Source organism: Oleiphilus sp. HI0132, assembly GCF_001635845.1.
The window spans coordinates 1-14,975 of sequence record NZ_LWGJ01001319.1 but is presented as its reverse complement, the minus strand read 5'-3'; the positions used below and the strand labels follow the sequence as shown (position 1 = coordinate 14,975).

Annotated in this window: 14 protein-coding genes; 4 read left to right on the top strand and 10 right to left on the bottom strand. The window is 45.8% G+C overall.

Features of this window, described 5'->3' with window-relative positions:
* Positions 1-103: 103 nt before the first annotated feature.
* The 5 genes from gcvT to A3766_RS20145 all read right to left on the bottom strand — a co-directional run bounded on the left by gcvT (position 104) and on the right by A3766_RS20145 (position 4,108).
* The gene (gcvT, locus tag A3766_RS20165; RefSeq protein WP_068508169.1) at positions 104-1,183 is read right to left on the bottom strand and encodes a glycine cleavage system aminomethyltransferase GcvT; all 1,080 of its coding nucleotides are present in this window, start codon (positions 1,181-1,183) and stop codon (positions 104-106) included.
* A 118-nt stretch (positions 1,184-1,301) separates the two neighbouring features.
* Entirely contained in the window at positions 1,302-1,904 is a 603-nt protein-coding gene (locus tag A3766_RS20160; protein ID WP_068508152.1) for a YqiA/YcfP family alpha/beta fold hydrolase, read from the bottom strand.
* Positions 1,901-2,728: a 3',5'-cyclic-AMP phosphodiesterase gene (cpdA, locus tag A3766_RS20155; RefSeq protein ID WP_068508155.1), complete on the bottom strand. Its 828-nt coding sequence runs from the start codon at positions 2,726-2,728 to the stop codon at positions 1,901-1,903. The genes A3766_RS20160 and cpdA overlap by 4 nt, the downstream gene beginning before the upstream one ends.
* 283 nt (positions 2,729-3,011) lie before the next feature.
* Positions 3,012-3,464, bottom strand: a complete 453-nt coding sequence (locus A3766_RS20150) for a DUF1249 domain-containing protein (protein ID WP_068508158.1) — start codon at positions 3,462-3,464, stop codon at positions 3,012-3,014.
* Between the two features lie 23 nt (positions 3,465-3,487).
* Positions 3,488-4,108, bottom strand: coding sequence for an NUDIX domain-containing protein (locus tag A3766_RS20145; RefSeq protein ID WP_068508160.1), 621 nt, complete (start codon positions 4,106-4,108; stop codon positions 3,488-3,490).
* Between the two features lie 225 nt (positions 4,109-4,333).
* Between A3766_RS20145 and A3766_RS20140 the strand changes: the two genes are divergently transcribed.
* A complete protein-coding gene (locus A3766_RS20140) occupies positions 4,334-5,662 on the top strand; it encodes a TolC family outer membrane protein (protein WP_068508171.1) in 1,329 nt (442 codons plus the stop codon).
* Between the two features lie 3 nt (positions 5,663-5,665).
* On the opposite strand, the gene waaA is transcribed toward A3766_RS20140, so the two are convergent.
* Positions 5,666-6,937 (bottom strand): lipid IV(A) 3-deoxy-D-manno-octulosonic acid transferase, encoded by a 1,272-nt coding sequence (gene waaA / locus A3766_RS20135; protein ID WP_068508161.1) that lies wholly within the window; start codon positions 6,935-6,937, stop codon positions 5,666-5,668.
* Between the two features lie 97 nt (positions 6,938-7,034).
* Between waaA and A3766_RS20130 the strand changes: the two genes are divergently transcribed.
* The 3 genes from A3766_RS20130 to A3766_RS20120 are packed head-to-tail and all read left to right on the top strand — an operon-like array spanning position 7,035 to position 9,882.
* Entirely contained in the window at positions 7,035-8,009 is a 975-nt protein-coding gene (locus A3766_RS20130) for an ELM1/GtrOC1 family putative glycosyltransferase (RefSeq protein ID WP_068554042.1), read from the top strand.
* The gene (locus A3766_RS20125; RefSeq protein ID WP_068510249.1) at positions 8,006-9,133 is read left to right on the top strand and encodes a glycosyltransferase family 4 protein; all 1,128 of its coding nucleotides are present in this window, start codon (positions 8,006-8,008) and stop codon (positions 9,131-9,133) included. Before A3766_RS20130 ends, A3766_RS20125 begins: the two co-directional genes overlap by 4 nt.
* 38 nt (positions 9,134-9,171) lie before the next feature.
* Positions 9,172-9,882 carry a 3-deoxy-D-manno-octulosonic acid kinase gene (locus tag A3766_RS20120; protein WP_068510247.1) on the top strand — a complete coding sequence of 237 codons (711 nt, stop codon included), beginning with the start codon at positions 9,172-9,174 and terminating at the stop codon, positions 9,880-9,882.
* A gap of 15 nt (positions 9,883-9,897) precedes the next feature.
* On the opposite strand, the gene A3766_RS20115 is transcribed toward A3766_RS20120, so the two are convergent.
* The 4 genes from A3766_RS20115 to A3766_RS20100 all read right to left on the bottom strand — a co-directional run.
* Positions 9,898-10,800, bottom strand: a complete 903-nt coding sequence (locus A3766_RS20115; protein ID WP_068510241.1) for a lysophospholipid acyltransferase family protein — start codon at positions 10,798-10,800, stop codon at positions 9,898-9,900.
* Between the two features lie 73 nt (positions 10,801-10,873).
* A complete protein-coding gene (glnE, locus tag A3766_RS20110) occupies positions 10,874-13,831 on the bottom strand; it encodes a bifunctional [glutamate--ammonia ligase]-adenylyl-L-tyrosine phosphorylase/[glutamate--ammonia-ligase] adenylyltransferase (RefSeq protein WP_082907177.1) in 2,958 nt (985 codons plus the stop codon).
* A gap of 94 nt (positions 13,832-13,925) precedes the next feature.
* Positions 13,926-14,537, bottom strand: a complete 612-nt coding sequence (locus A3766_RS20105) for a CYTH domain-containing protein (RefSeq protein WP_068510239.1) — start codon at positions 14,535-14,537, stop codon at positions 13,926-13,928.
* Between the two features lie 93 nt (positions 14,538-14,630).
* Positions 14,631-14,975 (bottom strand): porin (locus A3766_RS20100; protein WP_156509000.1); only part of this gene is annotated, 345 nt, incomplete at its 5' end.

The following is a 14,975-nucleotide window of genomic DNA, read 5'->3' as shown; positions in this document are numbered from 1 at the left end:
TTTGCAATCCTCAAACTAAATAACAATTAAATCAAATACTAAAATAGTGAATAAATTTATTCTGGCAAGTTCCTGCTACATTTAAGCAACAAGCACGAGCTTTTTACTCGAATACTTTTTTACCATTACGAACAAAAGGCGGGCGCACCACTCTAACGGGCACCTGCTTTCCACGCATATCGACAGCACAACTATCTCCCGTCGCAGCAGGTACTCGCGCCAAGGCAACCGAGTAGCCAAGTGTAGGTGAAAAGCTACCGCTAGTAATTTCACCTTCGCCAACACCTTCAACAATTACTTTCTGATGGCCACGTAATACACCGCGTTGCTCAAGCACCAAGCCTACCAATTTGCTCGATACGCCCTGCTCTTTCTGCGCAAGTAGCGCTGCTTTCCCAATGAAGTCCCTGTCTTCTGAGAAAGATACTGTCCAGCCCATAGCAGACTGAAGCGGCGTTACAGACTCATCCATATCGGAGCCATATAGGTTCATACCTGCCTCAAGACGCAGTGTGTCTCGGGCACCCAGGCCACATGGTTTAACACCCGCTTCAACCAAAGCTTTCCAAAAGTCAGCAACAGCATCGCTTGGCACCATGACTTCCAAACCGTCTTCACCGGTATAGCCGGTGCGACAGAACATCCAATCGCCAGCTTCCAAGCCTTGGAACACTTTTAAACTATCGATAAGCTCGGCATTATCAGGAGAAGCCTGCTTAATGTTCTGTATAGCTTCGGGGCCTTGAATGGCCACCATGGCTAACTCGGGGCGCTCAATCAATTCCACATCAAATTTTTCAGCCTGCTTGTTCATCCAAGCCAGGTCTTTTTCTCGCGTACCGCAATTAACCACTAGGCGATAGTCTTTAGGCATACGATAAGCAATCAGGTCGTCGATCACACCACCCTTCTCATCCAACATGCCACTATAGAGTGCTTTGCCTGTTTCTTGCAGCTTGTCGACATCGTTCGCTAACAAATAACGAAGATAGTCACGAGAGTCTTTACCCTGTACATCAACAATTGTCATGTGCGACACATCGAACATACCCGCGCTTTGGCGCACAATTTTATGCTCTTCAATTTGAGAGCCATAATGCAAAGGCATGTCCCAGCCACCAAAATCTACTATCTTGGCACCGGAATCCTGATGCACCTCATATAATGCGGTTTTTGAGCCCAAGAGCATTCTCCGAGAAGTTAGGAATAAATAGAGTAAAATTAGAGCGGCATTTTACCTGATTGACTGGGGAAAAAACCACCAATTATTTTATAAGGCATAAATAGCGACGATTCGCTGACTATAAAAGAAAGTATTGCAGGGAAGGCAAAACCTTTTCAAAATCACAAAATGCATGATCACCACCGGCCTGAACCCAGAGTTTAGCCTTAGGCAGACATGCTAAAGCCTGTGCGAAATCCAAGACCTCATCTCCGGTTTGCGTCATGATATAAACATTATCCGAACTGACCAACGAAGCATTCTGCTTAGGGCTTAGTTCCAAAGACTTTAACTCATCCATATGTGAAGGTAATACAGTGTAGGTTTCGCCAGAGTAGTAGTTAGTATTCTCACCTAGATAATCAACGAGCAGTTCGTAAGGCTTTAAAGCAGGGTTGATCAAAACTGCCTTCAGAGAGGAGCCCGGCAAAGAGTACCTCTCAAGCAAGTGCATACTGTAATAAGCACCAAGCGAGCTACCAATGAATCCGAGCAGATTCTGTACACCAATGCTTTCAATCAGCTTGTCTACCAGAGCAATCGCTTCGCGTGGCGATGGGGGGAGTTTTGGAATTTCTAAACGAAGCCCAGGGCATTGTCGCTCAAAATAAGCCTTGCATAACTGGGCTTTGTGAGACTGTGGTGAACTATTGAAACCATGTAAATAAATAACAGACTTCAATAGCCATTACTCTCGAGATCTAAATTAAACTGAAAATCTTCAGCTCTTGAAACTTTTGACTCTAAACGACCGTCGTCAAATAACTTTAGCCATCGGTAACCAGGCGCTATCGCTTCTACACCAAAATCATGGGACTTCGGAGTAAATTGAATACAGGTTGAAGGCGTCGCCAGCAGCTGAACACCTTTACGCGTTTCAGAAAACTCTTGATGAATATGCCCCCAGAGTACCGCTCTGACATTGTCATAGCGGTCAACGATATCGAAAAACTGATCTCGATTATGCAAACCAATCTTATCCAGCCAGGTACTGCCGATATCAACCGGATGGTGATGAAAGCTAATTAAGGTATGAAGATCGGGGCGTTCAGACAAGCACCGCTCTAGAAAGGCTAAATCATCATCTCGTAACATGCCATGTACGGCACCTGTTACAGACGAATCTAATAAAATAATTTGCCAATTGCCAACACGTAGCAAGCGCTCCGTCTCGACCCCGTGACCCAAGGCCTCAGCCATAATGCCACGGTCATCATGATTCCCAGAGAACCAACGGCTGGGAGCGTTAAAGCCTTCAATTTGAGTTTGGAAGTAGTGATAGGCTTCAAGACTTGCATCCTGTGCAATATCGCCCGTCGCCAAAACGTAATCCGGGCTTGGACAAAAGCTCGCAGCTATATCAGCTTCAACTTTATCAAGCACCGCAACAAGGCTTTCGCGTGTCACCACACCAAGCAAGTCACTTTCAGCATCCTTTGTGAGGTGGCAATCACTTATTTGAAGGAGGTTAATCACAGCGCCCCCTGCACTGACATGACTCGACATTTTCGTTCGGCTCTTTCTGTTATCTAAATCGCTGATCTGACAATCTCAATTCCAATTTGACCCGGCACACTGAGACTCACTCCTTCAGAGAACCGATCTGCAATACGCTTTATCCATAGATTCACTAAACTTTTCGCAGATTAACTAGATAAGTTAGCTCAATATTGCAGTTTGGAAATGATGATGACGCTTTGTTTTAGTGTTTTCATACTAAGGTATGAATTTTTTGTTACGCGCGTCTCAGATATTAGCGTTAATAAAGACAAACAGTCTGATAAGACTTTCACACTTTCTGATGGGTAAACGGACTCTCGTCGCAACATCCATAAGAAATACAGAAATTCAGCCATTCCGTCAGAAAAGTATTCATCTGACTTTTTTCATCGGGCAAGTGCATTTTTTGATTTGGGTAGATATTTACACCCTGAGCTAACTGGCGGCCATCGCGAGCTATCACTTCAGCGACACCCGCATCATGATATAAACGCACCGTAAGCTTGGGGTTGTTCACCCACTTCCCTGCCGCTGCGGTTTGTTCAAGCAAAAAAGTATCGGTATATTTACAAGACTCAACAAGCGTCATATGTACTTGCCCAACGTAAGACATGCCGTTATGTAAGCTGAAGCGAATCCGTTCAACATCGCCCATCATTCGAATCAAACGAATTAGGCGGTTATAGTTGCTTTCAAAGGTCGCGCCAAGCTGAACCAAGTCGGGGACATACTTTTTACGCATTAAAATAATACTCTCCCCTTAGTCTAGCGCCACTGCTCTCGCAAGCGTTCCCGGTTTAAGGCCAGCCATTGAAGCCCCATAATAGCGGCAGCATTGTTAATGGTGCCATTTTCGACCAATTTATAAGCTGCTTCAAAGTCTAGGCAGTGTACCTTGATATCTTCATCTTCTTCAGCAAGACCAAACACGCCACCAACACCTTGAACACTGACTTTAGCACAGTAGAGATAGACCTTCTCTGTAGTGCCGCCCGGCGAGACCAAGTATTCACAAATTTTTTCAAGTTCGCCTAATTCCAGGCGCGCCTCCTCTTGCGCTTCTCTGCGTGCAACATTCTCCGGGTGCTCGCCCTCATCATTCATCCCTGCAACCAACTCCAGCAACCAGGGTGATTGATCCTCGAGTATTGCGCCCGGCCTGAATTGTTCCAGCAGCACAACTTTGTCTTCCATTGGGTCGTAGGGAATAACGCAAGTGGCATCACCCCGAATAAACAATTCACGACTGACTTCCCGGCTCCAGCCACCATCAAACAAGCGATGTTTCAGGGTAACCTTTTCCATGCGAAAGAAGCCTTCAAAGCAGGACTCACGGCCAATTAGCTGATAATCTTCTTTGCCATATTGAAGCTTGATCGTCGACATTATTTCTCCTTTCAGCTCGAACTGAGGCTAGCGTTTTTCGAACTAAATATACTGTTTTTGCGATTTATTGAGGGACATACAAACATCTACATGCTGCACAAGACAGGTATTTGCGCCAAGGAAGTCTAGAGTTCTTCATATAGATTGTCCATAATGAAACCATCGAGCCAAAGCTTATTTTCAGCCTTAGGTTCCTATACCGTACGCCCGATCAAAGAGGACACTATGAAGCACACATCAAAGCTGCTTATTTCAACCTTTCTTTCTTGCATGACGCTGCCATTTATTGCGTCGGCACAAAGTACCGACCTTTTAAGCCTATATAAGAAAGCCGAGAACTATGACGCAGAGATCTTTGCTGCTCAGTCAGCTTATTTGGCCGAACAAGAAGGCCAAAAAATTGAATTTGCAGGTCTACTACCCACTGTCAATGCAAGAGCAAGCTTAAGCCATACAAACTCAAATGGCTTAAGCTCAAGCGACAATAGCTACAAGCAAAAAAACTATTACTTAAGTTTATCTCAGCCACTATTGAACTTACCTACCTGGCACTCAGTAAGCGCTAGTGAACAAAGAACCCTGCTAGCTCAAGTCGATTACCTTACTGCTCAGCAAAATTTAATCCTTAATGTCGCAACAGCCTATTTCAAAGTACTAAGAGAGCAAGAAAACCTGCGCTCTGACCACTCTCAGGAAGCAGCTGTAAAGCGCCAATATGAACAAGCCAAAGAGCAGTTTGATGTTGGCTTAATCGCGATTACCGATGTTCACGAAGCTAAAGCATCCTATGATGCATCGCAAACTGCACGAATTAGATCTGAGGGCAACCTGACCATCGCCCTGGAAAACCTTTCGCGAATTACGGGTGAGTATACAAACGAGCTACATGGCCTTAATCCTGACTTCCCTATTGCCATGGATACAAGCATTTCTGCAGAAAAATGGCTTGAGTCCGCACAAAACCACAATCTAGGTATCAAGATTGCTCACTACGCTTATAAGGCAAGCGAAGCACTTCTAAAGTCAAAGAAAGCAGCTCATTTACCTACCGTCAGTCTGGATGCCAATTATAGCAATTCTGCCTTCACCAATTACTATGCAGCTGGCAACGATGATAGTGAGAGTAGCGAACTAGCCATTACACTTAACATGCCACTGTATTCTGGTGGCGCAACACAGGCGGGTGTTCGCCAAGCTCGCCATCAGGTCGCCGAGGCAAAACACAATCTGACCTTAGCGCAACGTCAGGCGAAAATAGAAACACGTACCGAGTTTATTAGTCTGAAAACCAACATTCAGACAGTTGAGTCACTTCAACAAAATATCGTTTCTCGTGAAAGTGCTTTAGAAGCAACGCGTGAAGGTTACAAGGTAGGTACTCGAAATATTGTTGAAGTACTTGATGCCGAGCGTAACTATTTCACTGCACTTCGTGACTACGCGAATGCTCGCTTCGATTTTGTAGAAAGTAGCCTACGCATAAAACGCGCAGCGGGAACCTTAAGTGTTAAAGACATTGAAGCTCTGAACGCCTGGCTATCGCCCGGCCAGTAAGCTCTAGCTTTCTTCAAGCAAGGGCTGCAGGTGGTCAACAACACGTTTCACCGCTCCCTTGCTAGCCTCAACTTTCTGCAATGCATTTTGCCCCATTTCCTGAGCCCGTTCCGGGTTTGAAAATAGCATTCCGAGCGACTCGAGCAACGCGAGTTCATCTGCCACAATTTCCATACCCTTGGCTTCGACCAGTTGATGACAAATAGCTTCAAAATTAAAGTAATGGGGGCCAATTAAAATCGGCAACCCCAAAGCGCCTGGCTCAATCGGGTTATGGCCACCAATTTCGGTAAATGAACCGCCTATTACCGCAACCTGAGCTGTCGCATAAAAATCCATCAACTCCCCCATGGTATCCACCACAAATACTTCTGCATCGCTGGGAATTTTTTCAAATTCGCTTCTTCGTGCGGTGTTAAAGCCTTGCTTATTTGATTGCTGAAAAGCACTTTCGAAGCGCTCAGGGTGCCTAGGCACTAATACCAGCAAGGCATCGGGAAAGCGCTGCCTCAAACGTTCATGCACTTTTAAAACCAGCTCGTCTTCGCCTTCATGCGTACTCGCCGCGACCCAAATCTTAGGCTTAGCGGGTAAATTTGCGCTCAGGTGAGCGGCTTTTTTAACATGACTATCTTCCACGTTCGTATCAAACTTTACGCTACCCGTTACAAAAATCTTTTCCTTTGCGATATCTAGTGATTCAAATCGTGAAGCATCATTTTCGTACTGGCATAGCACGAGTGACAGATCATTCAACATCCAACCAATAGCGGGTTTCAAGCGTCGGTAGCCTTTTGCTGAGCGCTCTGACAAACGCGCATTAGCGATGACAACCGGGCAGTTTCTTCGCATCACCTGGTGAATCATATTTGGCCAGAGTTCGGTTTCCATAATGATCAGACATTCAGGTTTTACCCGGCGCAAAAACGCCTTCACCATAAAGGGAATATCGTAAGGTGCATAGACATGAAACACATCACTGCCAAAGCGCTTTCTAATTTGCTCGGAGCTGGTTGGCGTCATACTAGTGATAACGATATCTCGGTTTGGAAAACGCCTTTGAATCTCTCGAATAATTGGCTCCGCTGCTAGCACTTCGCCTACGGACACAGCATGCACCCAAATACTTCTATTCAGCTTTGGCGCATTAAAAAAACCAAAACGCTCCATTTTTCTGGCCTTATATTCTGGCGCCTTAAATCCTCGCCATAAAAGCTTCAGATAAACAAATGGCATACAGAGTGCGAAAAGAATTGTGTAAACTAAGCGGAACATAAGCGCCTTTCGAAAAATTCAAAAGACGCAGTATAGACGATTAGCAGCGCTTCTCACATCACTTGATGAGAGAGCGCTTCCGAGGAAAACGATATCTATGTCAAGCCAATCTAACACGAGAGCTACCCGACCTTTGATGGTTTGGGTCTGTCATGATGGGCGGGCCGGACACATCAGTCAGCTAAAAGGTCTAACTAAAGCGCTTGCCCGCCAGACTAATATCGAAGAGCTCTGGCTAGACAGCCAAACACTGCAAGTCGGCTTTCGAGGATTGTTACTTCCCACAAAACAGGATAACAGCCCGGACATCATCATTGGCGCAGGGCACGGCACTCACAAAAGCCTGCTCATGCTCGCCCGGACCCACCGCGCCAAAAGCTTTGTCATTATGAAACCCAGCCTACCGCTGCCGCTATTTGATGGCGTCATTTGCCCCGAACATGACGGGCTAGCCAATAGTGAACGGGTCATGACAACGCAAGGGCCTATCACAAAGATTTCACCCCCACCAAACACGAAACGAACACAACACCTTATGATGATCGGCGGCCCTTCTAAGCACTTCGTATGGGACGAGTCGAATTTGATTAAGCAAATCCAAGAAATTTGCGACACCCGCCGGGAAGTTTTATGGCACTTGAGCGACTCGCCACGAACACCGCTAAGCTTTATCGACAAGATTTCAAGTTTCGAAATAGCAAACCTAAGCTGTCACCGGTATCAAGATGGCAGTTTTGGCCCAGTAGATGAAGCACTTCAGTCCAGCGCTTTTACTTGGGTAACACCTGACAGCATGTCAATGCTCTACGAGTCCTTAACGTCAGGCTCGCCCACCGCACTATTAGAGCTGCCAATGGTATCGAAATCAGAAAAGAAGCGAATTTGCATGCATATCAACAGACTCACCTCTAGCGGCAAACTTATCGACTTCGGTCAATGGCAAAGCAATAAGAAAGCACAGTTTTATCCTGACTTACCAGCAAGCCTTGACGAGGCTTCGGCAGCTGCCACCTGGCTTTTGAAACGATACCAACAACTTTCTCTTACTGCGCAAACCACAGGGCAAGCATGAGACAAAAAACGATATTACAAGTTTTGCCAAGCCTGGTTTCTGGCGGTGTCGAAACAGGCACTTTAGACCTCGCTCAAGAACTGGTTGAGCAAGGCTACCGTTCATTGGTTGTTTCTTCTGGCGGCCCTATGGTTAAGGCGCTTGAACAACAAGGGTCGAAGCATATCGAGCTCCCCGTTCACAGCAAGAACCCCATACTTATGTGGTGGAACAGTAGAAAGCTAGCAAAGCTGATAGAAACGCAGAAGATTGACCTAATCCATGCTCGCTCTCGCGCTCCAGCCTGGAGCGCCTTATGGGCATCAAAACAAAGCAACATTCCCTTTGTCACCACCTTTCATGGTGTCTACGGTCACCAGAATGCTCTCAAGCGCTGGTATAACAGCGCCATGCTTAGAAGCCAGCATGTGATCGCTGTTTCTAAGTTTGTACAACAGCATATAGAAGAGGTCTACCCCACCTTCAACACTAAGACCAAGCTGATTTTTCGCGGCATCGACCTGGATAGGTTTGAGCTGGAAGAAGCTCAGCTCGCTGCGAAACAGCTCAAGACAGCATGGTCAGTCCCTGAGGGGAAAAACATTATCATGCTGCCTGGAAGGCTAACTCGAATTAAAGGCCATCAAGTACTAATAGAAGCACTGGCTAAATTGCCCCATCGTAACTTTTACTGCTTGTTCGTTGGCGACGAGCCTGGAAAAGATGCATATAAACAAGAACTGGAAGCCTTGATCGCTGAAAAAGGTTTGCAAGCTCACGTCAAGTTAACCGGAAACTTCGACAACATGCCAGCAGCCTATGCGCTGGCTGATCTGGTAATTTCAGCCTCCGTCAAGCCGGAATCCTTCGGTCGTACTGCCTGCGAAGCTCAAGTGATGCAACGCATGGTAGTTGCTACAAACCACGGAGGTAGTCAGGAGACAATCTCCCCTCCCTATAAAAGCCTGATGTGTAAACCTCGCGACTCCAGTTCTATGGCGGCGGCTATTGAACGAGCCCTGGCATACAGTAAAGACGAACGCACAAGGCAAGGCATTGAAGCGGCAGCCTTCGTCAAAGAAAACTTCTCTCTTTCACAAATGTGCCGAGACACCATCGCCCTGTATGAATTAGAATTGTCTTAGCTAGAACGCCACCCAAACGATTCAAGGAACTTGAAATCATGCCGAATATAGAGTCCTCTCAAAACGGCCAGCATTATTGGCTCTATGATAGTGAATGTTTTTCGGACATATCCAGCGAGCTCTTTGAATCAGGCTATTGGAAAAAGCTCAATGCCGTTAATGGACAAGAGTCTGGACGTGGAACAACCTGGTTTATCCAACACAAGTCTCATTCACTGGTGTTAAGACATTATCTGCGCGGCGGCATGATGAGTAAAATCAGCAACGACCACTACCTTTTTAAAGGCTGGCAAAAGAGTCGTTCTGTCAGTGAGTTCAATATCTTGAGTTTACTCAATCAACAAAACTTGCCGGTTCCCAAGCCTGCTGCCGCACAGGTAGTCAAAAGAGGCCTATATTATCAGGCAGACTTACTGACACACCGCATTCCTAATGCACAAGACTTACTGCAAGTACTCAAACAAGTACAAAGCAAAGACTTCTATTTCACATTAGGCGCTTTAATCGCAAGATTCCACAAAGCGGGTGTTTATCATGCTGACCTGAACATTCAAAACATTTTGCAAGATGAAGAGGGCTTATTTTGGCTCATCGACTTTGATCGCGCCAAAATGTTAAAGCCAAAGCATGCCTGGAAAAGCAGTAATCTGAAGCGCTTAAAACGCAGCTTTGAAAAGGAAGTAACAAGGCATGGGATAAAGTGGACTCACAATGACTGGAATTATTTGATTGAAGGCTATTCTCAATAGCAGCGTTAAACCAATCTATGGGTTAAGCTTACTATAAGCCTTACGCCCGTCTATCGTCATCCCTTTAAAGCGTTTGTACTCCCATTGGTATTGTTCGGGATGACTTTCGATACATGCTTCAACTGAGCGATTCAATGCCGCGACGGATGTAGCGATATCGTCACTATATATCTCAGGATCAGCTGGTTTGAACACCATATCAAAACCATCCCCTTTGGGACGGCGAATCGCACACAAGCTCACGACTTCACAGCCAGTGCGGCCAATCAAGCGAGATACAAGCTTTACCGTATTAGCCTCTATTCCCATAAAAGGAGCATTAACACCGCCCGTTCCGCCTGGCACCTGGTCTGGCAGAATACCAACCATCCCCTGATCCGAGAGGATAGAAAACAAACGAATAACGCCCCGCCTATTGGTTGGCACTAACTCAGAACCATGACGACCTCGCACCGAAGACATATATTCTTCCAAGGCTTTTATTTTAGGCGGTTTGTATAGAGCAGCCATCGGTCGAAGCGTTGATAAATACAAACCAACTAGCTCCCAATTTCCATGATGAGGCGCCAATACAATCGCTCCTTTACCCTTTTCAAATATCGCGTCAAGGTGCTCTTTACCTTCAACCGAGCGAATTAAATTCAAAGTCTTTTCAGTGGGCCATTCCCACATCACTCCAAATTCGGCAAATAACATACCGGTTTCAAGTAGACTGCGCCGTGTTAGCTCTCTCTGGTCGCTTTCTGATAGCTCGGGATAACAATGCGAGATATTTTCTTTGGTGACACGTGTGGTCTCGGAGTCGCCCATCCATAGAATCCGACCAATAAAACGACCGAGAGCCTGGGCTTTGCTTAAACCAAGGCTCGCTAAGAATTTAAGGATATAGACTACTAATTTGGCTCTAAAAGCTTCCATTATTCACTACTTGATAATTAATCACGGTGCTAATTTTAGAGCATTAAGCCAGGAAAATCTTGCTTAAATATCACTAGGCCACGANGACTTTTTGCCAAATCTCCGTTACCTTGCTGCATGTTTCAGCATAATCAGCGATCGTTGTTTTATCCGCCTCATCAGCCAAGCTATTTCGATGCAAACCAGAACGCAGCTCCCGATAGGATGCACTCAGTACGGATAAATCAATGCCTTCAAAACAATCCAGCTTCTCTAAAACCTCTAATATGCGAATATTATCGGTCCAGTCCATCAAGCTAGAATCTTGGTGCGCGAAGTTCAACACGCCAAACTGGGTGATAAATTCGATATCCACCAGACCACCATCACCTTGCTTGATACTTCCCGCTTTGGCGGCAGCCTTCATTTTTTCGCGCATAGCTTTAACTTCTGCCCTAAGCTCAGCTTCATCTCTGGGTGCTGCCAGTATGTCTCGTCGAACCAGATTAAAATTTTCGATAAGCTTTGGGTCACCCGCAATACCACGCGCCCTAACTAAAGCTTGATGTTCCCATGTCCAAGCATCATTTTGCTGATACTTTTTGAACGCAGCTAGCGACGACACCAACATTCCAGAATTGCCCGAGGGACGCAAACGCATGTCTGACTCATACAGCATTCCTTGCGTTGTCTGAGCTGACAGAATATGAATTATTCTCTGCCCTAGACGCATATAAAATACCTGATTATCAATCGACTTTGGCCCCGATGTCACGCCATAGTCATCAGCGTCATAGAGAAAGACCATATCCAGGTCAGAGCTATAACCTAACTCCAAGCCACCTAGCTTCCCGTAACCAATTGCGGCAAAACCTTCGCCAGCAATCCCTTTCTCGTCACTGCTTAAACCACTTGGCACACCGTGTTTAACGACTAGATTATGCCATGCGATGGCTAAAGACTCTTCCAGAAGGACTTCGGCCAACCATGTTAAGTAATCACTTACTTTCATTAAAGGCAAGTGTCCACCTAACTCCGATGCAGCCACACGCAACATATGAGATTGTTTGAAAGTTCGTAGGCAGTTCATTTGAGTTTCCAGATCATCCTCTGGAATTCTCAACATTTGCTGCCTTAGCTCATCTTGTAATTGCTCTCGATTCGGTGGATGGAATAGACTTCGGGCATCCAGCAACTCATCAAGAATAACCGGACTTTTAGCAATATGTTCAGACACCCACGGGCTTTCTGAACATAAGCGGCACAACTGCTTAAGCGCTCCTGTATTCTCATACAATAGAACAAAGTAAACTGAGCGACCCAGTATCGAACTAACAAGCCCCAGCATGCGCGCCAATGTAAGCGACGGCTTATTGGTTTCAGCAGCTTCATCCAGCAATAGGGGCAGAAAAGTCTCAAAACGCTGCCGTGCTTCTGGTGACATCAAGGTAAACAAGCGATGCTCTCGTAACTGTTCCAAATCACTAACACTCTGTGCAGGCGACTCATAACCTGCCTCTTGGAACATTGGCTGCAAAAGCTGTGAACGCTCTTCAGCCAGCCAAGCTGCCAACCAAGCCCTTCCTGCTTCCTCCTGATCACCATCTTCTTCAGGGTCATGCAGAAAATCGGCAAAGCATTGACTCACCGCTGAACGATGCTCATTCAGCTCTGCCTCTAAACTTGGCCAGTCTGAATAGCTCATCGACCAAGCAATACGCTGACGGCTCTCTTCTGATTCTGGAATTAACTGGGTTTGTTGGTCTGCCAAGCCTTGTATCGCATGCTCCAAATTACGCAATAGTCGATAGGCAAGTAATAAAGTATCGACCCATTCCGAGGGTAAATATTCATTTTCTTGCAATGTACGATAAACGCTTACCAAGCCCTGCTGCTGGAGGCGTTCGTCTCGGCCACCATGAATCAATTGGCAGGCCTGGGCAATAAATTCGATCTCTCGAATGCCGCCATCACCCAGCTTAATATTTTGCTCTCCACCTTTGCGGTGCATTTCAGCCATAATCATACGCTTCATATCGCGCAAGGCTTGCACAGAGGTAAAATCAGCATACTTGCGGTAAACAAAAGGGCTAATAATATCCATTAAGGCCGCGCTGGCTTCAGGGTTTGCGTCGGCATTAACGATACGCGCCTTGATCATGGCATAACGTTCCCACTCCCGTCCCTGGTTGTGATAGTAGTCTTCAAAGGAAGCGAAGTTCATCGCCAATGCGCCACTATCACCATAAGGCCGCAAGCGCATATCGACACGGAATACGAAACCCTCAGAGGTCATGGCATCCAAAGCATTGATGAGCCTTTGCCCCAGGCGCGTGAAGAAGAGCTGGTTTTCAATTGGCTTTTTGGCGTGATCGGTCTCACCAGATTCAGGATAGGCAAAAATCAGGTCGATATCGGAAGATACATTTAATTCATAAGCGCCATGTTTGCCCATCGCCAACACCAGCATGTGCTGAGGGATAGGTGCACCGCCCTCTTTTGCTCTAGAAAAAGGGGTGCCATAACGCTCGCAAAGCTGTTTGTATAAGACATCCAAAGCAACTTCAACCGCTGCATCGGCCAAAGCACTTACGTCCGAAAGTGTTTCTTCCAGCTCTACCAAGCTTAAGAGATCGCGCCACATAAGCCGCGTCATTTCATAGCGACGAAATACTCGCAGAACTGACATCAATTCAGCTTCATCATTGACTGCTTTACAGCGTGAACTTAAATCGCGCTTATATTGCCCTTCCAACTTTGAAGTAAACAGTGCTGAATCGCTGCCCGACCACTCATGCAACCATTCAGGGTACTTTAAACTGGACTCTCTAACATAGTCGCTGCGCGACCATACATCCAAAATGCTCTGAATAAAGTCTTTTGACCAAGGGCATTCGAGCGTTTCCCAGCGAATATCTTCCAAACATGCTTCGCCAACATAATAAGCACTCAACTCTTGCCAGGCGTTACGTAGACTTGCTTGAATAAACCCCGGAAACTGATTAATTACATTCTCAACTTGGGTACCGATTGCGATGTTAGCACTGCTCATATAGATAGCTCTCAATTTTCGATATTGTTATCTGAGAAAAGTAACGCAGCGAGCATGTCAGCTCAATGCGCTTGATCAAGTATGTCTGAAATACTTAGCTCGCTGCCAATAAAGAATAGCCTCTCTCGGCTTTACTCGTGTCAGACGCTTTCAAGTGAATAGCTTGCCCCAATACGGCTGCCAAACTTTTTAGCGCTTCAACCTCACCCGACATTAGCTCTAGCTCAATTTCTTTGATTGGCAGACACTTACCTTTTGACAACACCTCGCCCTGGTCAAAAGCTAATTCAATTTCGCTACCCTGCCATTCAATTAATACCTGATGCCTAACAAAGTTCGTCTCAAACACCGCATTTAAACTTTCCAAATTCATTCCTTCCGGCCAAACATCCAAGCCCTCTAGAAGTGAAATATCTAGCTTGTTATCCGCCAATTCCCATTCCCATTCACCACGTTCACTTAGACCGCTTACCGACTTCCCCTTGGTCTTCAAGGTTTGAATAAAAGCATCGCCTTTTTTCCGAACCCGCAAAGCCATTCGATGCTGGTTCAATATCTTATCAGGCGTATCATAGTAAATATTCTGCAAAGGCTTTCGCTGCAACTCAAGCACAAACCCCTGATTGCTCAAACACGCTTCCAAGCTCTCAAGCACAGCAAGACTTTCACCCACAACACTAAGTTTTAGTTCAATTTCTTTCGGCACAAAACACCTTATCGTTTGATTTACATAAATTTCAGGCAAAAAAAAGCCGGTGAAAGTCACCGGCTTTTTAGAGCTTAGTTCTAAACTTACAACTTAGAAGCTGTAGTTAGCGCCGATAGCTAGTACGTCAACATCCGCACCATCAACACCACCAAGGTCAGTAGACGTTGTGTATTCTAGAGCTACAAACAAATGATCTGTTACATTATGAAGAGCTTGAAGCGCAATTGTCGCTTCGTCTTCTGCACCATCATAAGACTTCATACCATAACCTAGAGCAAACTGGTTCTGACCCATTGTGTACATGCCCTGCAAACCAATGTAATCAACTGTATCTGACATGCTTTCGTAACCAAGCATTACAGTAATATCATCCATTGAGTAAGTAGCACCTAAACCAATAGTATCTTCTGCTTCAACACCAGCTTCTTCGCGACC